The organism is Variovorax sp. CCNWLW186 (genome assembly GCF_037203865.1).
GTDB lineage: Bacteria > Pseudomonadota > Gammaproteobacteria > Burkholderiales > Burkholderiaceae_C > Variovorax.
On the sequence record NZ_JBBCBO010000001.1, the window covers coordinates 189,018 to 209,247 of the forward strand.

General features: G+C 65.8%; 20 protein-coding genes. All 20 read left to right on the top strand.

Translation table 11 applies throughout. From position 1 onward, the window contains the following. The first annotated feature begins 41 nt into the window (after positions 1-41). The 20 genes from scpB (at position 42) to V9K97_RS01010 (ending at position 20,221) form a co-directional block, all read left to right on the top strand. Positions 42-962, top strand: a complete 921-nt coding sequence (gene scpB, locus V9K97_RS00915) for an SMC-Scp complex subunit ScpB (RefSeq protein WP_337315844.1) — start codon at positions 42-44, stop codon at positions 960-962. Beyond that, a complete protein-coding gene (locus tag V9K97_RS00920) occupies positions 959-2,770 on the top strand; it encodes a pseudouridine synthase (RefSeq protein WP_337315845.1) in 1,812 nt (603 codons plus the stop codon). Before scpB ends, V9K97_RS00920 begins: the two co-directional genes overlap by 4 nt. Before the next feature lie 151 nt (positions 2,771-2,921). Further along, the gene (gene ndk, locus V9K97_RS00925) at positions 2,922-3,347 is read left to right on the top strand and encodes a nucleoside-diphosphate kinase (RefSeq protein WP_258505846.1); all 426 of its coding nucleotides are present in this window, start codon (positions 2,922-2,924) and stop codon (positions 3,345-3,347) included. Between the two features lie 21 nt (positions 3,348-3,368). Further along, positions 3,369-4,520, top strand: coding sequence for a 23S rRNA (adenine(2503)-C(2))-methyltransferase RlmN (gene rlmN / locus V9K97_RS00930; RefSeq protein WP_337295983.1), 1,152 nt, complete (start codon positions 3,369-3,371; stop codon positions 4,518-4,520). A 4-nt stretch (positions 4,521-4,524) separates the two neighbouring features. Continuing rightward, on the top strand, positions 4,525-5,379 hold the full coding sequence (pilW, locus tag V9K97_RS00935; RefSeq protein WP_258505848.1) for a type IV pilus biogenesis/stability protein PilW: 855 nt from the start codon (positions 4,525-4,527) through the stop codon (positions 5,377-5,379). Beyond that, a complete protein-coding gene (locus tag V9K97_RS00940; protein WP_337315846.1) occupies positions 5,372-6,352 on the top strand; it encodes a helix-turn-helix domain-containing protein in 981 nt (326 codons plus the stop codon). The genes pilW and V9K97_RS00940 overlap by 8 nt, the downstream gene beginning before the upstream one ends. Beyond that, a complete protein-coding gene (gene ispG, locus V9K97_RS00945; RefSeq protein WP_337315847.1) occupies positions 6,349-7,626 on the top strand; it encodes a flavodoxin-dependent (E)-4-hydroxy-3-methylbut-2-enyl-diphosphate synthase in 1,278 nt (425 codons plus the stop codon). The genes V9K97_RS00940 and ispG overlap by 4 nt, the downstream gene beginning before the upstream one ends. Before the next feature lie 15 nt (positions 7,627-7,641). Then, a complete protein-coding gene (gene hisS / locus V9K97_RS00950) occupies positions 7,642-8,952 on the top strand; it encodes a histidine--tRNA ligase (protein ID WP_337295980.1) in 1,311 nt (436 codons plus the stop codon). 5 nt (positions 8,953-8,957) lie between these two features. Beyond that, positions 8,958-9,650 carry a YfgM family protein gene (locus tag V9K97_RS00955; RefSeq protein ID WP_126747285.1) on the top strand — a complete coding sequence of 231 codons (693 nt, stop codon included), beginning with the start codon at positions 8,958-8,960 and terminating at the stop codon, positions 9,648-9,650. Between the two features lie 12 nt (positions 9,651-9,662). After that, complete coding sequence (bamB, locus tag V9K97_RS00960) at positions 9,663-10,805, top strand: outer membrane protein assembly factor BamB (RefSeq protein WP_337315848.1); 1,143 nt, start codon at positions 9,663-9,665, stop codon at positions 10,803-10,805. Between the two features lie 48 nt (positions 10,806-10,853). Further along, the gene (der, locus tag V9K97_RS00965; RefSeq protein WP_337295977.1) at positions 10,854-12,197 is read left to right on the top strand and encodes a ribosome biogenesis GTPase Der; all 1,344 of its coding nucleotides are present in this window, start codon (positions 10,854-10,856) and stop codon (positions 12,195-12,197) included. A 164-nt stretch (positions 12,198-12,361) separates the two neighbouring features. Continuing rightward, positions 12,362-12,607, top strand: coding sequence for an RNA chaperone Hfq (gene hfq / locus V9K97_RS00970; protein ID WP_012747311.1), 246 nt, complete (start codon positions 12,362-12,364; stop codon positions 12,605-12,607). A 54-nt stretch (positions 12,608-12,661) separates the two neighbouring features. Next, a complete protein-coding gene (gene hflX, locus V9K97_RS00975) occupies positions 12,662-13,831 on the top strand; it encodes a GTPase HflX (RefSeq protein WP_157613551.1) in 1,170 nt (389 codons plus the stop codon). Between the two features lie 74 nt (positions 13,832-13,905). Further along, positions 13,906-15,270: an FtsH protease activity modulator HflK gene (gene hflK / locus V9K97_RS00980; RefSeq protein ID WP_337296127.1), complete on the top strand. Its 1,365-nt coding sequence runs from the start codon at positions 13,906-13,908 to the stop codon at positions 15,268-15,270. 16 nt (positions 15,271-15,286) lie between these two features. After that, positions 15,287-16,189: a protease modulator HflC gene (gene hflC / locus V9K97_RS00985; protein WP_126747289.1), complete on the top strand. Its 903-nt coding sequence runs from the start codon at positions 15,287-15,289 to the stop codon at positions 16,187-16,189. Positions 16,190-16,208: 19 nt separating this feature from the next. After that, positions 16,209-16,397 carry a DUF2065 domain-containing protein gene (locus tag V9K97_RS00990; RefSeq protein ID WP_126747290.1) on the top strand — a complete coding sequence of 63 codons (189 nt, stop codon included), beginning with the start codon at positions 16,209-16,211 and terminating at the stop codon, positions 16,395-16,397. 44 nt (positions 16,398-16,441) lie between these two features. Next, positions 16,442-17,602, top strand: coding sequence for an ATP phosphoribosyltransferase regulatory subunit (locus V9K97_RS00995; protein WP_126747291.1), 1,161 nt, complete (start codon positions 16,442-16,444; stop codon positions 17,600-17,602). A gap of 23 nt (positions 17,603-17,625) precedes the next feature. After that, positions 17,626-18,957: an adenylosuccinate synthase gene (locus tag V9K97_RS01000; RefSeq protein WP_337315849.1), complete on the top strand. Its 1,332-nt coding sequence runs from the start codon at positions 17,626-17,628 to the stop codon at positions 18,955-18,957. An 18-nt stretch (positions 18,958-18,975) separates the two neighbouring features. After that, on the top strand, positions 18,976-19,500 hold the full coding sequence (locus tag V9K97_RS01005; protein ID WP_258505861.1) for a phosphoribosyltransferase: 525 nt from the start codon (positions 18,976-18,978) through the stop codon (positions 19,498-19,500). Between the two features lie 187 nt (positions 19,501-19,687). Then, positions 19,688-20,221, top strand: a complete 534-nt coding sequence (locus V9K97_RS01010; protein WP_337295973.1) for a hemerythrin domain-containing protein — start codon at positions 19,688-19,690, stop codon at positions 20,219-20,221. Positions 20,222-20,230 lie beyond the last annotated feature (9 nt).

Here is a 20,230-nt window from a genome sequence, read left to right on the forward strand (position 1 = left end):
GCCAGCGTCCAACAGACGCCTTTTCCCGGATAACGCGAACCATGAATACGGCGGATGCCAAGCGCATTCTAGAAACCGCCTTGATCTGTTCGAGCCAGCCGCTGCCAGTGCGCGACATGCGCGTGCTGTTCGACGACGAGCTGGGCGTGGACACCATCAAGGTGCTGTTGCTTGAACTGCAGGAAGACTGGGCGCAACGCGGCCTGGAGCTGGTGAACGTCGCCAGCGGCTGGCGCTTTCAAAGCCGGCCCGAGATGCGCGACCACCTCGATCGCCTGCACCCCGAGAAACCGCCGCGCTACACGCGCGCCGCCCTCGAAACGCTGGCCATCATTGCCTACCGCCAACCGGTTACGCGCGGCGACATGGAAGATATTCGCGGCGTTACCATCAACTCCCTCATCTTGAAGCAGCTCGAGGACCGAGGCTGGGTCGAGGTGATCGGCCACCGCGAAACCGTGGGTCGGCCGGCGCTCTACGCCACCACGCGGCAGTTTCTCGACGATCTCGGCCTGGCATCGCTGGACCAGTTGCCGCTGATCGAGACGCCGGCCCAGCAGGCGGCATTGGTCGATGCGCTGGACCAGGCCTCGGGCAACCAGCCCGGCCTGCCGATGGAAATTGCCGGCGAATCCGATGCCGACGCGTCCGCTGCGACGGACGCGGCGCTCGAAGCAGAATTGACCCTGCCCGGTGCCGAGAGTCCCGAGGCAACGGAAAATCAGGCGCAAGAAGAGTCGCAGCCCGCCGAGGCGCACGCCGAAGTGCTCGATGCGACCGAAGCCATCGAAGCGGTCGATGCCGCTGCCGCGCAATTTGCCGAAGATGCGGCTTCGCCCGAAGAGCCTTCGGAAATCCCCAGCCCCGACGAAGCCGAGCCTTCCGTTGCGCTCGAATCCGAAAAAGTCCCGTCGCCCGACGAGACCGATCCCCACGCTGTTTCTCCCGGAAAAACCTCATGAGCCCCTCCGACTCCGACGACGCGGCAATCGTGCCGGTCCAGCCCGAATCAGAAAAAAAAGAGTCGGTCACGGAAGTGTCCAGCCCTTCTTCGGATGCCGATGCCGATGCATCCGCTCCAGTTGCCGGCGAGAGTGAAGCTCCCAAGAAAAAGCGTGCCCCGCGCCGCAAGAAGACCGTAGAGCCGGCTGCGGAGGGCGAAGCCGCGGCAGCACCCGCGGAAAGTCCTGAGCCGGTGATCGAAGCCGTCGCTGAGGCGGCCCCCGTAGCGGCTCCCGTTTCGGCGCCAACCCCTGCCGCTCCCGTCAAGGCTCCCGCCCCGGTTGAAGCAGCTGAACAGCGCGAAGAGCGCCGTGAAGAGGAGGGCGCTCGAGGCCAGTACGAGGACGAAGAAGAGGAAGACGAGCCCGACGAGGAAGAAGACGACCTCGACCGCGCACGCCGTGCCGCCGAGCGCGAGCAGCGCAATGCGCTGCCGCCCGAGCCGATCCGTTTCGCGGACGTCATTTCCGGTCAGTTCGACGCCGACGAGGAAAGCCCCGAAGTCCCGCCGCTCAAGCGCGTGCTGCTGCCGGAGGCCGACTCGCCCAAGCTGCACAAGGTGCTGGCCCAGGCCGGCCTGGGCTCGCGGCTCGAAATGGAAGCGCTGATTCTCCAGGGCCGCATCTCGGTCAACAACGAACCGGCCCATATCGGCCAGCGCATCCAGTACGGCGACCAGGTCAAGATCAACGGCAAGCCCATTCGCTACCGCATCGCGCCGCCTCCGCCGCGCGTCATCGCCTATCACAAGCCTGTGGGCGAGGTCGTCACGCACGACGATCCGCAGAACCGCCCCACCGTGTTCCGCAAGCTGCCGCGCCTGCAGCAGGGCAAGTGGCAATCGGTCGGCCGGCTCGACCTGAATACCGAAGGCCTGCTGCTGTTCAGCAGCTCCGGCGATCTGGCCAACCAGCTGATGCATCCGCGCTTCGGCCTGGAGCGCGAATACGCCGTGCGCGTGCTCGGCGCGCTCAGCGCCGACGAAAAGAAGAAGCTGCTCGAAGGCGTGCGCCTGGACGACGGCATGGCCCAGTTCGGCACCCTCGAAGAGGGCGGCGGCGAAGGTTCGAACTGCTGGTACCGGGTCACCATTTCCGAAGGCCGCAACCGCGAAGTGCGGCGCCTGTTCGAATCGGTCGGCCACGCAGTCAGCCGCCTGATCCGCATCCGCTACGGTGCCATGGTGCTTCCGCGCGGGCTGAAGCGCGGCGCCTGGATGGAGCTCGACGAGCGCGACATCAGCGCTTTGTTCCAGGCATCCGGCGGCGGCGCGCCGCGCCCGCAGCAGCAACGCGGGCCGGGGGGGCAAGACGGTCCCGGTGCCGGAGGCGGACGCAACGGGCGCAACAAGAAGCGCCGCGGCAACAACCGCAACGCCGGCGGCGCACAGCAGCAGCCCCGCGACATGCGCGATGACGGCCGCGAAGCGCCCATTCCGAACCCGCTCGGCGACGGCCGGCCGCCGCGCGGTGAGCGCGGGGGGCGCGGCAACCGGGGCGGTGGCGGCGGCGGTAACGCAGGCATGCCGCCGCAAGGGCGTCGCGGCAACAACAACAATCGTGGCAACCGCCAGGGTGAGGAGCGTCCGCCAAGCGGCGCGAACCAGCCCGATCCGATGAAGACCTCGCTCGGCTACATCGGCGCCGACAGTTTCTCGCGCCAGCGCAAGGAGCAGCGCCAGGGCCCTGGCCGCCGTGGCGGCGGTCCGGCAGGCGGCGGCTTCGGCGGGCAGGGCGGCCCGGGTGGCAATCGCCGCCGCGGACGCTGAAACCCAGCCGCCGAGCGCAGCCTTTCGCGGGGTTTTCACCAAGGCCCCGGGCTGCGCCGGTTAAAATCAGAGGCTTTGTCGCCGTAGAGTGCAACATATTCGTTGCAGCCGTGACAAAACACTTCAAAATCAAAGCTCAGGAAGCACTTCAATGGCTATCGAACGTACCCTCTCCATCATCAAGCCCGACGCCGTTGCAAAGAACGTTATCGGCAAGATCGTTTCCCGCTTCGAAGCTGCCGGCCTCAAGATCGTCGCCGCCAAGCTGGTGCACCTCTCGCGCAATGAAGCCGAGCAGTTCTACTCGGTCCACAAGGAGCGTCCTTTCTTCAAGGACCTCGTCGAGTTCATGATCTCCGGCCCCGTGTTCGTGCAAGTGCTCGAAGGTGAGAACGCAATTGCCAAGAACCGCGACCTGATGGGCGCCACCGACCCCAAGAAGGCAGCCGCCGGCACCATCCGCGCCGACTTCGCCGACAGCATCGACGCCAATGCCGTGCACGGTTCGGACGCTCCCGAAACCGCAGCGAACGAAGTGGCCTTCTTCTTCGCCGGCCTCAACGTCTACGCACGCTGAAGCCGTATCCCGGCTGATTTCATGACCACGGCCAACCTGCTCGAATTCGATCTCGAGGGGCTGGCTGCGTTCTGCGAAAAGCTCGGCGAGAAGCGATTCCGCGCCACGCAGCTGTTCCGCTGGATCCACCAGCGTGGCGCCAGCGACTTTGCCCAGATGACCGATCTGGCCAAGTCGCTGCGCGAGAAGCTCGCCACCACCGCTCGCGTCGAGGCCCTCACGGTTCTCACGCAGCACGAATCCAAGGACGGCACGATCAAGTGGCTGTTCGACGTCGGCGACGGCAATGCCGTCGAAGCCGTATTCATTCCCGAAGACGACCGCGGCACGCTGTGCGTGTCGTCTCAAGCCGGCTGCGCGGTGGGTTGCCGCTTTTGCTCCACGGGGCACCAGGGCTTCAGCCGCAACCTGAGCACGGGCGAAATCGTCGCCCAGCTGTGGTTTGCCGAGCACTTCCTGCGCAAGCACCTGAAGCGCGACGAGCGCGTCATTTCCAACGTGGTGATGATGGGCATGGGCGAGCCGCTGCAGAACTACTCGGCGCTGGTGCCGGCGCTGCGCACCATGCTCGACGACAACGCCTATGGGCTGTCGCGCCGCCGCGTGACCGTGTCGACTTCCGGCGTGGTGCCGATGATCGACCGCCTGGGCGCCGATTGCCCGGTGGCCATGGCCGTGTCGCTGCACGCGCCCAACGATGCGTTGCGCGACGATCTGGTGCCGCTCAATCGCAAGTACCCCATTGCAGAACTGATCGAGGCCTGCAAGCGCTACCTGGCGCATGCGCCGCGCGACTTCATCACCTTCGAGTACTGCATGCTCGACGGCGTGAACGACCAGCCCGAGCATGCGCGGCAACTGGTGGAACTCGTTCGCACGCATGGCATTTCTTGCAAGTTCAACCTGATTCCGTTCAACCCGTTTCCGGCCTCGGGCCTGCTGCGTTCGCCGCAGCCGCGGGTGCTGGCATTTGCCAAGACGCTGAGCGAGGCGGGCCTTGTGACCACCGTGCGCAAGACGCGCGGCGACGACATCGACGCGGCCTGCGGACAGCTGGCCGGCGACGTGAAGGACCGCACGCGCGCCGCCGAACGCATGGCCCAGCGCCGTGCCGTGTCGGAGCGGCCTGTTGTTTTGCATCCGGTTCGAAAGACCACCCCCCAGGAGCACTGATTCAATGAGCATGGCCTTTCCGATGACCACCGCGAGCGCGCAGCGGCTGCTGGCTGCAAGCTTTGCCGGTGTGGCCGTGGCGTTTCTGCTCGGGGGCTGCGTCAACACGCGGACCACCACCACCAGCCTGGCCGACACCAGCTCGGGCAAGGGCGCGGAGATCGTTACCGAGTCGGATGAGAGCAGCCGCCAGCGCCGCGCGCGGCTGCGGCTGGAGTTGGCCTCGGGCTACTTCGAGCATGGCCAGAACACCGTCGCGCTCGACGAAATCAAGCAGGCGCTGGTCGCCGACCCCAACTACGCGGATGCCTACAGCCTGCGGGGCCTGGTCTACATGCGGCTCGACGATGCCGGTATGGCCGAAGACAGCTTCCGGCGCGCCATCGCCATCAACCCGCGCGATCCCAATGTGCGGCACAACTACGGCTGGCTGCTGTGCCAGCAGAACCGCTATGGCGACGCGGCCCAGCAGTTCAGCGCTGCGCTCGCGGTGCCGAGCTACACCGACCGCGCCAAGACGCTCATGACCCAAGGCGTCTGCGAGCTCAGGGCCGGACAGCGTCCGGAGGCGGAGCGCAGCCTGATGCAGGCCTACGAGATCGATGCCGGCAATCCGGTGGTCGGATTCAACCTGGCCTCACTGCTGGCGCAACGCGAGGAATGGTCGCGTGCGCAGTTCTACATTCGCCGGGTCAACAACAGTCCTTCGGCCAGCGCCGAGACGCTGTGGCTCGGCATCAAGATCGAACGACGGCTCAACAACCGCGAGGCAGTTGCGCAGTTGGGAGGGCAACTGCAACGGCGCTTTCCGCAGTCCCGGGAGGCAATAGCGTACGAGCGCGGGAATTTCAATGACTGAACGGGTTTCGGAGTTCGGCACTTCCGCGGCACTGCCGCTCGAGGAAGGCGACATCACGCACAAGACGGCCGGCGACATGCTTCGCGAGGCGCGCGAGGCCCATGGCCTGCATATCGAAATGGTGGCCGCGGCTCTGAAGGTGCCGCCGCAGAAGCTCATGGCGCTGGAGGCGGACGATATCGATTCGCTGCCCGACCCGGTCTTTGCGCGTGCCCTGGCAAGCAGCGTCTGCCGCGCCTTGCGCATCGATGCCGCTCCCGTCTTGGCAAAGCTGCCGGGAGCGCAGCGCGCACCGCTGGCAACGGCCGACCGCACGCTCAAGAGCAACATCGTTTCCGGCACGCCGCGCTGGAACGGCAGCCGCTCCAACGGTCTTCCGTCTCGCGCATTGCTGATCGTCGTCGCTTTGCTGCTGGTGGGGGCAGCGGTGCTGTTCTGGCTGCCGCAGTCGGCTTTCGACCAGGTCGGTGCCGCCGTCTCGCGCTGGACGGCGCGTGGCGAAACCGAAACAGGTTCGGTCACCGAGGCGCCTGCGGTTGCAGCGGCGCCAGGCGGAGCCTCCGTGGTCGAGAACACGCCGGTGTCGCCCGTACCGCCTGCGGCAACTGGCCCCGCGACCGCGGCGGCGCCCGGAACGCCGGTCGCACCTGCCGCACCGGGTGCGCCATCCGCTACGGCCTTGCCCGCGGCCAATGCGGCTGCAACAGTTGCAGCACCCGCTGCCGGTGGTGGGCAACCCCTTGTCTTCGTCGCGCGCGAAGACTGCTGGATCACGGTGACCGAGGCGGGCGGCAAGCAGTTGCTGCGCCGCATCGTGCAAGCGGGCGAAACCGTCGGGTTGTCTGGCGCGCTGCCGCTGTCGGTGGTGGTCGGGCGCGCATCGGCGGTCGATGTGCAAGTGCGCGGAAAGCCCTACGATCTGAAGCCGGTCACGCGCGGTGGCGGCGTGGCGCGTTTCGAGGTGACATCTTGAGCGACTGCACTCCTCAACCCATTGAATCGGCAGCGCCGAAGGCGCGCCGCTCGCGCCAGGCCCAGGTGGTCTGGGGCGCGCGCACCGTCACGGTGGGCGGCGACGCTCCCGTGCGGGTGCAGTCCATGACCAACACCGACACGGTCGACGCCATCGGCACGGCCATCCAGGTGAAGGAGCTCGCCACCGCGGGTTCGGAGATGGTGCGCATCACCGTCAACACGCCCGAGGCCGCGGCCCAGGTGCCCTACATCCGCGAGCAGCTCGACCGCATGGGCATCGACGTGCCGCTGATCGGCGACTTTCACTACAACGGGCACCGCCTGTTGACCGACTATCCGGCCTGCGCCGAGGCTCTGAGTAAATATCGCATCAACCCCGGCAACGTGGGCAAGGGCGATAAGCGCGACCGTCAGTTCGGCCAGATGATCGATGCGGCCATGCGGTGGAACAAGCCCGTGCGTATCGGCGTGAACTGGGGCAGCCTCGACCAGGAACTGCTTGCCAGCCTGATGGACATCAACAGCCAGCGCGCCGAACCTTGGGATGCGAAGCAGGTGATGTACGAGGCGCTGATCACCTCGGCCATCGAGTCAGCCAAGCTGGCCGAGTCGATGGGCATGGCCGGCAACCAGGTCATCCTGTCGTGCAAGGTGAGCGGCGTGCAAGACCTGATCTCGGTGTACCGCGAGCTCGCCAAGCGCTGCGAATACCCGCTGCACCTTGGCCTTACCGAAGCCGGCATGGGCACCAAGGGCACTGTGGCCTCGGCCACGGCGCTTTCGATCCTGCTGCAAGAGGGCATCGGCGACACGATTCGCGTGTCGCTCACGCCGCAGCCGGGCGAGTCGCGCACGCAAGAGGTGCTGATCGCCAACGAAATCCTGCAAGCCCTGGGCCTGCGTGTGTTCGTGCCGAGCGTGACGGCCTGCCCGGGCTGCGGCCGCACCACGAGCACCACCTTCCAGGAACTCGCCAAGCAGATCGACGACTACCTGCGCATGCAGATGCCGGTGTGGCGCAAGAAATATCCGGGCGTCGAAACCATGAAGGTGGCCGTCATGGGCTGCATCGTGAACGGCCCCGGCGAGAGCAAGCATGCCGACATCGGCATCAGCCTGCCCGGCATCGGCGAAGCACCCGCCGCACCGGTCTTCATCGACGGCGAAAAGGCCCTCACGCTGCGCGGCGACAATATCGCCAACGAGTTCCATCAGCTCGTCGAAAACTACATCGAAAAGCGCTTTGGCGGCGAGCACGCCGCCGTGGCCTGACACCTCCGCAGACTCATGGCTGAAAAATTGAATGCCGTCAAAGGCATGAACGACATATTGCCGCCCGAATCGGCGCGCTGGGAGTGGCTGGAGGCCACCGTGCGCGACCTGATGGGGCGCTTTGCATACCGCAACGTGCGCACGCCGATCCTGGAGCGCACGGCTCTCTTCGTGCGCGGCATTGGCGAGGTCACCGACATCGTCGAGAAGGAGATGTACTCCTTTGAGGATCGCGCCGACAAGCACGGCAAGTTCGAACACCTGACCATGCGCCCCGAGAACACGGCCGGACTGGTGCGCGCGGTGATCGAGCACAACATGCTGTACGAAGGCCCCAAGCGGCTCTGGTACACCGGGCCGATGTTCCGCCGCGAGAACGTGCAGCGCGGGCGGTTCCGGCAGTTCCACCAGATCGGCGCGGAAGCCCTGGGCTTTGCAGGCCCTGACGTCGACGCGGAGCTGATCCTGCTGGCCAACGCGCTGTGGAAGGCCATCGGCTTGACCGACGTGCGGCTCGAACTCAACAGCCTGGGCCAACCCGCCGAGCGCGCGTTGCACCGCGCCCAGCTCATAGCCCATTTCGAGAAGCATGCCGACAAGCTCGACGAGGACGGCAAGCGGCGCCTGCACAGCAATCCGCTGCGCATTCTCGACACCAAGAATCCGGCGATGAAGGACGTGGTCGAATCGGCACCGAAGCTGATCGACTTTCTCGGGGCTGAATCGCTTGCGCACTTCGAGGGGCTGCAAGCCATCCTCAAGGCCAACGACGTGGCGTTCACGATCAATCCGCGTCTGGTGCGTGGTCTCGACTACTACAACCTCAGCGTGTTCGAGTTCGTGACCGACCGGCTGGGGTCGCAGGGCACAGTGTGTGCAGGCGGCCGCTACGACGACCTGATTGCGCAGATCGGCGGCAAGCCGGCGCCGGCCGTGGGATGGGCAATGGGCATCGAACGGGTGCTCGATCTGCTGAAGGAGCAGGGCGCCGAGGTTTCCGCGCCCGCACCCGATGCCTATGCCGTGGTGCCCGACGCCGCGTCGATGCCCGTGGTGTTGCGTACCCTGCAGCAGTTGCGCGAGTCGGGTGTCAGCGTGCAGATGCATGCGGCCACTGCGGACGGGCTCAGCAGCTTCAAGGCGCAGATGAAGAAAGCCGACGCCAGCGGCGCTACCTACGCGCTGATTTTCGGCGCCGATGAACTTGCGCGCGGCGAAGTGACTCTCAAGTCGTTGCGCGACGGAAGCGGTGCGCAGAGCGCCCGCGCTCTTGCCGAAGTGGCCACCTGGGCCGCCACCCTACAATCGCCGGCTCCCAACACCTGATACGCATGGCAACCCATCTCGATCTCGACGAACAGGAACAGCTCGACCAGCTCAAGCATTTCTGGAACACCTACGGCACCCTGATCACCTGGGTGGTATTGCTTGTGGCCGGAGCCTTCGTGGCGTGGAACGGCTGGCAGTATTTCCAGCGCAGCAAGGCGGCGCAGGCCGCGGCGCTCTACGACGAGGTCGAGCGCAGCGCGCAGTCCGGCGACGTGGAACGCATCCAGCGCGTGCTGGCCGACATGAAGGAACGCTTCGCCAAGACGGCCTATGCGCAGCAGGCCGGCCTGCTCGCCGCCAAGGCGCTGTACGAGAAGGGCAATCTGGACGCTTCGCGCGCAGCCCTCGGCTGGGTCGCCGAAAGCGCTGTCGATCCGGGCTACAAGGCGGTTGCCAAGCTCCGGCTGGCGGCCGAGCTGCTCGACAGCAAGTCGTACGACGAAGCGCTGAAGCAACTCTCTGGCGATGTGCCCAAGGAATTCGAGCCTCTCGTGGCAGATCGCAAGGGCGATATCTACATGGCCCAGGGCAAGCGCAACGAAGCGCAAGCCGAATACCGCAAGGCCTGGACCGGTCTTGGCGCGACGTCCGACTACCGGCGTCTCGTCGAATTCAAGCTCAATGCCTCCGGCGTCGATCCGAAAAGCCTGGCACCCGTGATCACGGTCACGCCGGCAGCCCCCCAAAAATCCTGATCGCATCGCATTATGAATTTCAAGCGTTTCATGCCTGAGTCGTCTGTCCTGCGCGCGGGTTCGGCTATTGTTTTGGTAGCAATGCTGGCTGCCTGCTCGGGCACCAGCAAGCCCAAGCCCGCCGAACTGCCGCCAAACCCGGGCCTGTTTGGGGTCCGGCAGGCCTGGAGCGTGCGCATCCCCGCCGTGAGCTTCCCGCTTGCGGTCGATGTCAGCGGCGACATCGTGACCGTGGCAGGTACCGACGGCACCGTGGTGGCCATCGATGCCCGCGCCGGCCGCGAAACCTGGCGCGGCAACGTCGGCGCCAAGCTGGCGGCAGGCGTCGGCAGCGATGGGTCGTTGGCCGCCGTCGTCACCGCGGACAATGAACTGGTCGCCATCGAAGGCGGCAAGGTCCTCTGGAAGCAGCGCCTCTCGGCTCAGGCCTTTACCGCACCGCTGGTGGCTGGCCGGCGTGTCTTCGTGCAAACAGCCGACCGCAGCATCAGCGCCTGGGACGGCCAGAGCGGCCGCCGCCTGTGGCTGCAGCAGCGCACCGCCGAAAACCTCGTGCTCAAGAAATCGGGCGTGCTGATTGCGGTGGGCGATACGTTGGTGTCGGGCATCGGCGGCCGCCTGGTCGGCATGAACCCGGGCAACGGCACCTCGCGCTGGGAAGCGCCGATTGCCGCACCGCGCGGCACCAACGACGTCGAGCGCCTGGTCGACCTGACCGGTAGCGTGAGCCGTGTCGGCGACACGGTCTGCGCACGGGCCTACTACGCCAACGTTGGCTGCGTCGACACCGTTCGCGGCCAGCTGCTCTGGACCAAGCCGGCTTCCGGCGCCGAAGGCGTGAGCGGTGACGAGAGCTTTGTGTACGGCACCGAATCGGACGGCAGCGTCACGGCCTGGCGCCGCGCCGACGGCGAGCGCGCCTGGCAGTCGACCCGCTTCAGGAACCGCGTCCTGACCGGCCCGCTGGCCGTGGGGCGTTCGCTCGTCATCGGCGAAAGCACCGGAACGCTGCACTTCGTCTCGCGCGAAGACGGCGCACTGCTCAATCGCGTCACGCCCGACGGCTCCGCCATTGGCGTAACCCCGGTGATGGCCGGCAATACGGTTGTCGTCGTGACGGCCAACGGCGGTGTGTTTGGCTATCGCCCTGAATAACTTTCTCGAAGGCCCGCCCATGAAAACCGCGCCAATGAAAGGCCGGCCATGAAGCCGGTCGTGGCCCTGGTCGGGCGTCCCAACGTCGGCAAGTCGACCCTTTTCAACCGCCTCACGCAGACGCGCGACGCCATCGTTGCCGACTTTGCGGGGCTCACGCGCGACCGCCACTACGGCAACGGCCGCCTGGGCAAGCACGAGTTCATCGTGATCGACACCGGCGGCTTCGAGCCTGATGCCGGCAGCGGCATCTACAAGGAAATGGCCAAGCAGACGCGGCAGGCCGTGGCTGAGGCCGACGTGGTGATCTTCGTGGTCGACGCGCGCGAAGGCCTTTCGGCGCAAGACCACGACATTGCCAACGAATTGCGCAGGCTGGGCAAGCCGTGCGTGCTGGCGGCCAACAAGGCCGAAGGCATGCACGACGGCACCAAGCTCGTCGACTTCTACGAACTGGGCTTTGGCGACGTGCACGGCGTTTCCGCCGCGCACGGGCAGGGCATGCGCGACCTGGTCGAGCTGGCCCTCGCGCCGCTCAACCTGCCGGATCCCGAAGACGACGCCGACGAAGACGATGTCAACAAGCCGATCAAGCTGGCCGTGGCCGGGCGGCCCAACGTGGGCAAGTCCACGCTGATCAACACCTGGCTTGGCGAAGAGCGCCTGGTGGCCTTCGACATGCCGGGCACCACGCGCGACGCCATTTCGGTGCCGTTCGAGCGCAATGGTCAGCGCTTCGAGCTCATCGACACGGCTGGCCTGCGCCGTAAGGGCAAGGTGTTCGAGGCGATCGAGAAGTTCTCGGTGGTCAAGACGCTGCAGGCCATCGAATCGGCCAACGTCGTGCTGCTGCTGCTCGATGCCACGCAGGGCGTGACCGACCAGGACGCGCACATTGCCGGCTACATCCTCGAAAGCGGACGGGCGGTGGTGATTGCCATCAACAAGTGGGACGCGGTCGACAGCTACCAGCGCGAGCAGATTCAGCGCCAGATTGAAACCCGCCTGCCGTTCCTCAAGTTCGCATCGCTGCATTTCATCTCGGCCATCAAGCGCCAGGGTCTCGGCCCGGTGTGGCAGGCGATTGCGCAGGCCCACAAGTCGGCCACCCGCAAGATGTCCACGCCCGTGCTGACCCGGCTGCTGCTGGAGGCGGTGCAGTTCCAGTCGCCCAAGCGCGCGGGCATGTTCCGCCCCAAGCTGCGTTATGCGCACCAGGGTGGCATGAATCCGCCGGTGATCATCATCCACGGCAATTCGCTGGAGCACGTGACCGAGGCGTACAAGCGCTTTCTCGAAGGGCGCTTCCGCAAGGAATTCGACCTCGTGGGCACGCCCTTGCGCATCCAGTTCAAAAGCTCGCAGAATCCCTTTGCGGACAAGGACGACTGAGCGCGCTTGCCGACCGATGGCAGCCAATGAGCTGCGGCTGCGCCGGAAGTTCCGCCTTTTGAGAGACGTTATTTTTCAAAGGCTTTTGACCCCGCCTGCTGCGGCGCAGAAACGCTGTGTTAAGGTCATCTCTCCAACAACTACTCTTGAACACGGAGAATATCGTGAGCAATAAAGGGCAACTTCTACAAGACCCGTTTCTGAACACCCTGCGTCGCGAGCATGTGCCGGTCTCCATTTATTTGGTGAACGGTATCAAGCTGCAGGGCCAGATCGAGTCTTTCGACCAGTACGTCGTGTTGCTTCGCAACACGGTGACACAAATGGTCTACAAGCACGCCATTTCCACTATCGTGCCGGGTCGTGCCGTCAACTTCTCGGCTGCCGAGAACGACGACGCCGCAGCCTGATCGCGCGGAGCGCGGCGGTATCCACCGCCGCGCTTTTTCCATATTTGATCCCGCTTGTCTGAACTGAACTCCCGCCAGGAAGGCGCCGCCGTTCTCGTCGGCGTCGATTTCGGGCTGCCCCATTTCGACAGCGAACTCGAGGAACTCGGCCTGCTTGCGCAGACCGCGGGCCTGGAACCTGTCGCCCGACTCATCTGCAAGCGCAAGGCGCCCGACGCAGCGCTCTTCGTCGGAAGCGGCAAAGCCGATGAAATCAAGGAACTGGCTGCGATGCACCAGGCCAGCGAGGTCATCTTCGACCAGTCGCTGAGCCCCGCGCAGCAGCGCAATCTCGAGCGTCAGCTCGATGTGGCGGTGTACGACCGCACCTTCCTCATTCTCGAAATCTTCGCGCAGCGGGCCCGCTCCCATGAGGGCAAGCTGCAGGTCGAACTGGCGCGGCTGCAATATCTCAGCACGCGCCTGGTTCGCCGCTGGTCCCACCTGGAGCGCCAGACGGGTGGTGCGGGTGTGCGCGGCGGCCCCGGCGAAAAGCAGATCGAACTCGATCGCCGGATGATCAGCGAGTCGATCAAGCGCACACGCGAGCGCCTCGCCAAGGTGCAGAAGCAGCGCGGAACGCAGCGCCGCCAGCGTGAGCGCCGTGAGACCTTCAACATCTCGCTCGTCGGCTACACCAACGCGGGCAAGTCTTCGTTGTTCAACGCGCTGGTGAAGGCCCGCGCGTATGCAGCCGACCAGCTTTTTGCAACGCTCGACACCACCACGCGCAACCTTTACCTGGGCGACGCCCGCCGGCAGGTTTCCATTTCGGACACCGTCGGCTTCATTCGCGACCTGCCTCACGGCCTGGTCGACGCGTTCAAGGCCACCTTGCAAGAGGCGGTCGATGCCGACTTGCTGCTGCATGTGGTGGATGCCTCCAACCCGCATTTCCCCGAGCAGATGGCCGAGGTTCAATCGGTTCTTCGCGACATCGGGGCCGATGCCGTTCCGCAGCTTCTGGTGTTCAACAAGCTCGACGCCCTTGAAACCGCGCAACATCCGCTGCATCTGCAAGACGAGATGGAAATCGACGGCGTGCAGGTCCCGCGTATCTTCCTGAGCGCGCGAAGCGGCGAGGGCGTTCCCCTGCTGCGGGCCGAGCTGGCCCGCCGGTCGGGTTCCGTGGGCGATACGATGACCCCAGAGGCCGACACTGAATTGCACGATACCGCCAATTGATTGGGCACAATCCCGCCACTGACAAGAGAACGAAGCGAATGAATGCAAAGCCAGCGTGGAGAGGGTTTCTGGGCATGTTCAACCTGAACGATGGCCGGTGGGGGCGTGGCGATGAGCCCGCATCCAACGGCGACCGCCCGACCGGCAACCGACCTCCCGACGCAGACCCACCGGGCGCCCCGACGCCCCCGCCTTCGGGCAACAGCAACCAGAACAACGGCAACCGCCCTCGCGGACAGGGCCCCAACCAGGGGCCGCCGGATCTGGACGAACTCTGGCGCGACCTCAATCGCAAGCTGGGCGGCTTCTTCGGCGGCAAGGGCGGCGGCAATCGCCCGAGCGGCAACGATGGCGGCGGCAACGGCTACAGGCCCGACATGAAGAATGCGGGCTTCGGCATCGGCCTCGTGGCCATCGTCGCCGTTCTCATCTGGCTGGGTACCGGCTTCTTCATCGTGAACGAAGGCCAGCAGGCCGTGGTTACCCAGTTCGGCCGCTACAAGGCGACCGTGGGTGCGGGCTTCAACTGGCGCCTGCCTTACCCGATCCAGCGCCACGAAGTGGTCGTGGTCACGCAGATCCGTTCCACCGACGTGGGCCGCGACGCCATCGTGCGCTCGACCGGCCTGCGCGAGTCGGCCATGCTGACCGAAGACGAGAACATCGTCGAAATCAAGTTTGCCGTGCAGTACCGCCTGAGCGACGCACGCGCCTACCTGTACGAAAGCAAGTCGCCCACCGAAACCGTGGTGCAGGTGGCCGAAACCGCCGTGCGCGAGGTGGTCGGCAAGATGAAGATGGATGCGGCCTTGGCCGAGGAGCGCGACCAGATCGCGCCCCGCGTGCGTACGCTGATGCAGACCATCCTCGACCGCTACAAGGTTGGTGTCGAGGTGGTCAACATCAACTTGCAGCAGGGCGGCGTGCGACCGCCGGAGCAGGTGCAAGCCGCGTTCGACGACGTGCTCAAGGCCGGACAGGAACGCGAGCGCGCCAAGAACGAAGCCCAGGCCTATGCCAACGACGTGGTGCCGCGTGCAACGGGTACCGCATCGCGCCTGAAGGAAGAGTCCGAGGCGTACAAGGCGCGCATCGTCGCGCAGGCGCAGGGTGATGCCGGCCGCTTCGCCGCCGTGCTGGCCGAGTACCAGAAGGCACCGCAGGTCACGCGCGACCGCATGTACACCGACGCCATGCAGCAGATCTACGCCAGCACCACCAAGGTGCTGGTCGACACCAAGCAAGGCTCCAACCTGCTGTACCTGCCGCTCGACAAGCTCATGCAGGCGAGCGGCAACAACCAGGCAACGCCCGTCGATGCAGCCAGCCCCAGCGTGGCCGGTACCGCGCCCGCCCAGTCCTCGGTGATTCCCGTGGCCCCCGCCGCCGGCGACAACCGCGCCCGCGACGGCCGTTCGCGCGACCGCGACGTGCGTTGAAAAGGCTAAGAAGAACATGAACAGAATCGGATTCATCGCCTCGTCGATCCTCGTGCTGCTGGTGCTGCTGAGCTCGACCCTCTTCGTGGTCGACCAGCGTCAGTTCGGCGTGGTGTACGCCCTGGGGCAGATCAAGCAGGTCATTACCGAGCCGGGCCTGCATTTCAAGCTGCCGCCGCCGCTGCAGAACGTCTCGTACATCGACAAGCGGCTGCTCACGCTGTCCAGCCTCGACACCGAGCCCATGCTCACGGCCGAGAAGCAGCGCGTGGTGATCGACTGGTATGTGCGCTGGCGCATCACCGATCCGCAGGCCTACATCCGCAACGTCGGCCTCGACGAGAGCGCGGGCGCCACGCAGCTCAATCGCGTGGTTCGCAACGCCTTCCAGGAAAACATCAACAAGCGCACCGTGCGCGACCTGATCTCCGTGCGCCGCGAAGCCCTCATGGCCGACGTGCAGCGCGAAGTGCTGGCCGTGGTGAAGGGCGCCAAGCCCTGGGGCGTGGACGTGATCGACGTGCGCATCACGCGTGTCGACTATGTGGAAGCAATCACCGAATCGGTCTACCGCCGCATGGAGGCCGAGCGCAAGCGCGTTGCCAACGAGCTGCGTTCGACCGGTTTTGCCGAAGGCGAAAAGATCCGCGCCGACGCCGACCGCCAGCGCGAAGTGATCGTGGCGAACGCATACCGCGATGCCCAGAAGATCAAGGGCGAGGGCGATGCCCAGGCTGCCGCCGCCTATAGCGAGGCCTTTGGCCGCGATGCGCAGTTCGCCCAGTTCTACCGCAGCCTCGAAGCCTACAAGCAGAGCTTCAACAAGAAGAGCGACGTGATGGTGCTCGACCCGTCGTCCGACTTCTTCCGCGCCATGCAGAGCGCCGGCACGCCAGCAGGCAACGCGCCGCGCCGCTGATCCGGCGGGCGGCTTCGTCGTGAGCGCCGAGATCTTCTGGAGCGCGCTGGCGCTCGTGCTGGTGATCGAAGGCATCCTGCCTTTCGTGTCGCCGGGCGGGTGGCGGCGCGGCTTCGGCCAGCTGATGCAGCTGCGCGACGGACAGCTGCGTTTCTTCGGACTTTGCAGCATCTTGCTGGGTTTGCTCCTCCTTTGGGTTTTGGGGTAGCTCGGTCCCGGTAGAATCCCGGTTTAACCACGCCCCCGATCCCCATGTCCGCCTGGGTCCTCCCGGATCACATTGCCGATGTGCTGCCTTCCGAGGCGCGCCACATCGAAGAACTTCGACGCCAGCTGCTCGATACCGCCCGTGGCTATGGCTACGAGCTGGTAATGCCGCCGCTGCTCGAGCACCTCGAGTCGTTGCTGTCGGGCACCGGCGAGGCGCTCGACCTCCAAACCTTCAAGCTCGTTGACCAGCTCTCGGGCCGCAGCATGGGCCTGCGCGCCGACACCACCCCCCAGGTGGCGCGCATCGACGCCCACTTGCTGAACCGCGAGGGCGTGGCCCGCCTTTGCTACTGCGGCCCGGTGCTGCACACCCGCCCGGATCGGCCGCACGCCACGCGCGAGCCGCTGCAGTTCGGCGCTGAAATCTACGGCCATGCCGGGCTCGAAGCCGACACCGAAACCCTGCTGCTGGCACTCGACTGCCTTCAGGCGGCCGGCATCGGCAATGGCCTGATCGTCGACCTGGCGGACGCACGCATCGTGCGGGCGCTGTTTGCCGGCGTGCCGGTCGATGCCTCGGTGCTGGCGCGCGTGCATGCGGCCCTCGTTGCCAAGGATGCAAGCGAGCTGCATGCGCTCACGCGCAACTTCCCGGCGCCGTCTCGCGACGGCTTGCGCGCCCTCGTCCAGCTGTATGGCGATGCCTCGGTGCTCGACGAGGCTGCCAAGGCCCTCAAGGGCACCCCCGCCGTGAGCGCGGCGCTCGCCGGACTGAAGCAGCTTGCCGACAGCCTGCAGGGCGATTCGGGGCGGCAGATCAGCTTCGACTTGGCCGACCTGCGAGGCTATGCCTACTACAGCGGCATGCGCTTCGGCATCTATGTGCCGGGCGCGGCCGATGCGCTGGTGCGCGGCGGCCGCTACGACGAAGTCGGTGCCGTGTTCGGCCGCAACCGCCCCGCGGTCGGCTTCAGCCTCGACGTGCGCGAGCTGGTCGGCGTGCTGCCGGCACGGCCGCTGCGCGCTGCCATCCGCGCACCGTGGAGCGACGCCGCCGGCCTGCGCCAGGCCATTGCGGGGCTGCGCAAGGCCGGCGAAACCGTGGTCTGCGTACTGCCCGGCCACGGCAGCGAAATCGATGAATTCCATTGCGACCGTGAGCTCGTCGAGCAAGCAGGGCAGTGGCAAGTCCGAGCCATCTGAATTTTTGAAGTAATGGAACGAGCATGAGCGTAACCACCGGAAGAAACGTGGTCGTCGTCGGTACCCAGTGGGGCGACGAAGGCAAGGGCAAGCTGGTCGACTGGCTGACGGAAAGCGCCCAGGGCGTGGTCCGCTTCCAGGGCGGCCACAACGCGGGCCACACGCTGGTCATCAACGGTGTGAAAACCGCGTTGCACCTGATCCCGAGCGGCATCATGCGCCCGGGCGTCAAGTGCTACATCGGCAACGGCGTGGTGCTGTCGGCGGCCAAGCTCTTCGAGGAAATCGAAGGCCTGGAGAAAGCCGGCGTCGAAGTGCGTTCGCGCCTGCGCATCAGCGAGGCCTGCCCGCTGATCCTGCCGTTCCATGCCGCGCTCGACATTGCGCGCGAAACCTACCGCGAAAAGGGCGGCGTCGAGAAGATCGGCACCACCGGCCGCGGCATCGGCCCGGCCTACGAAGACAAGATTGCCCGCCGTGCGCTGCGCGTGCAGGACCTGAAGCACCCCGAACGCTTTGCCACCAAGCTGCGCGTGCTGCTCGACTTGCACAACCATGTGCTGACCCAGGTGCTCGGCGCGCCCGCCATCGACTTCGACCTGGTGTTCGACGAGGCCATGCGCCATGCGGCACTGCTCAAGCCGATGATGGCCGACGTGTCGCGCGAACTGAACGACGCGCACAAGGCCGGCGCCAACCTGCTGTTCGAAGGCGCGCAAGGCACGCTGCTCGACGTCGACCACGGCACCTACCCGTACGTCACCTCGAGCAACTGCGTGGCCGGCAATGCCGCCGCCGGTTCGGGCGTGGGCCCGGGCATGCTGCACTACATCCTGGGCATCACCAAGGCCTACTGCACGCGCGTGGGCGGCGGTCCGTTCCCGACGGAGCTCGACTGGGCGACGCCGGGCACGCCCGGCTATCACATGAGCACCGTGGGCGCCGAAAAGGGTGTGACCACCGGCCGCAGCCGCCGCTGCGGCTGGTTCGATGCCGCGCTGCTCAAGCGCTCGGCGCAGGTCAACGGCCTGTCGGGCCTGTGCATCACCAAGCTCGACGTACTGGACGGCCTCGAAAAGCTCGAGCTGTGCACCGGCTACGAACTCGACGGAGAGGTCACCGATATCCTGCCGATGGGCGCGGACGAAATCGAACGCTGCACGCCCATCTACGAAACCCTCGAAGGTTGGACCGAAAGCACCGTCGGCGTCACGCAGTACGACAAGCTGCCCGTCAATGCGCGGCTCTACCTGCAGCGCATCGAGCAGATCACGGGCGTGCCGATCCACATGGTGTCGACCAGCCCCGACCGCGATCACACGATCATGATGCGCCACCCTTATCTTGCCGACTGAACAGGAACGAACCAGACCATGTTGACCGAAGACGGCAAACATCTCTACGTCAGCTACGACGAGTACCACAACCTGATCGAGAAGCTCGCGATCAAGGTGCACCAGTCGGGCTGGGAGTTCGACACCATTCTTTGTCTTGCGCGCGGCGGCATGCGTCCGGGCGACGTGCTTTCGCGCATCTTCGACAAGCCGCTCGCCATCATGTCGACCAGCTCGTACCGCGCCGACGCCGGCACGGTGCAGGGCCACCTCGACATCGCCCGCTACATCACCACGCCCAAGGGCGAGATCGCCGGCAAGGTGCTGCTTGTGGACGACCTCGCCGATTCGGGTCACACGCTGCACGCGGTGATGGACATGCTGCGCAACAACTACGCACCGATTACCGAGCTGCGCAGCGCCGTGCTCTGGACCAAGGCGCTGTCGACATTCACGCCCGACTACTCGGTCGAATACCTCGCGACCAACCCCTGGATTCACCAGCCCTTCGAAGGCTACGACTCGCTCGGGCCTGAAAAGCTGCTCGAGAAGTGGTCGGTCTGAACTGATAGCGGCCCCCCGGGGGGGGGCTGCAACTCATCAGTTCCCCAGGTTCCCCGGCATGTAGGCGCACGGCGCGTATGCGCCGCCACGGCTTGCAGTCCCCGCTGCAACGATGTAGAACGATAGCGTTAAAACTTGAAGTTCACAGGCAGTTTTGGAGCAGTCAGCGGCTCCAAAGGAGTCAGGCATGTTGGCAGCCGAATGCGCGTGGGCCATCTTGCGCGCCGAGCACGTTCGCACCCGGGAATTGCTGGATTGCCTCCGCGAGGCGATGAAGGCGGGGGGTGAGGCGAGCGTTCGGCAACGCGCAACGTCCGCCATCGAGATCATCGAGCGGCTTCGGGCCTTCGAAGAAAACACGCATCGCCCCAAAGGCGTTGTCATGCTGAACATACTTCGCGGCAGGTCGCGCGAAGCCGACGAGCTCCTCGAGCAGCTCGATGCCGAGAGCGAGTGCTGCAACGGCCTCATCTCGCAGGCGCGGCTGCTGCTCGAGCGCGCCCGGTCCGGCGACACCGATGCGGCCGGGCAGGCCGGCGCCCTGTTGCGGCAGCACCGGCAGTTCATGTCCACGCATCTGGACAAGGAAGACACGCTCCTGCATTCGCAAACCGCGCTGCTGCTCACGGCCGAAGAGTGGGCGACCGTGGTCTCGTCCATCTCGAAGGAAGTAGGCGCAGCGAGAAAGCGCGAGCATCGGCGCCCAACGGTGAACGGGTAAACCTCTCGG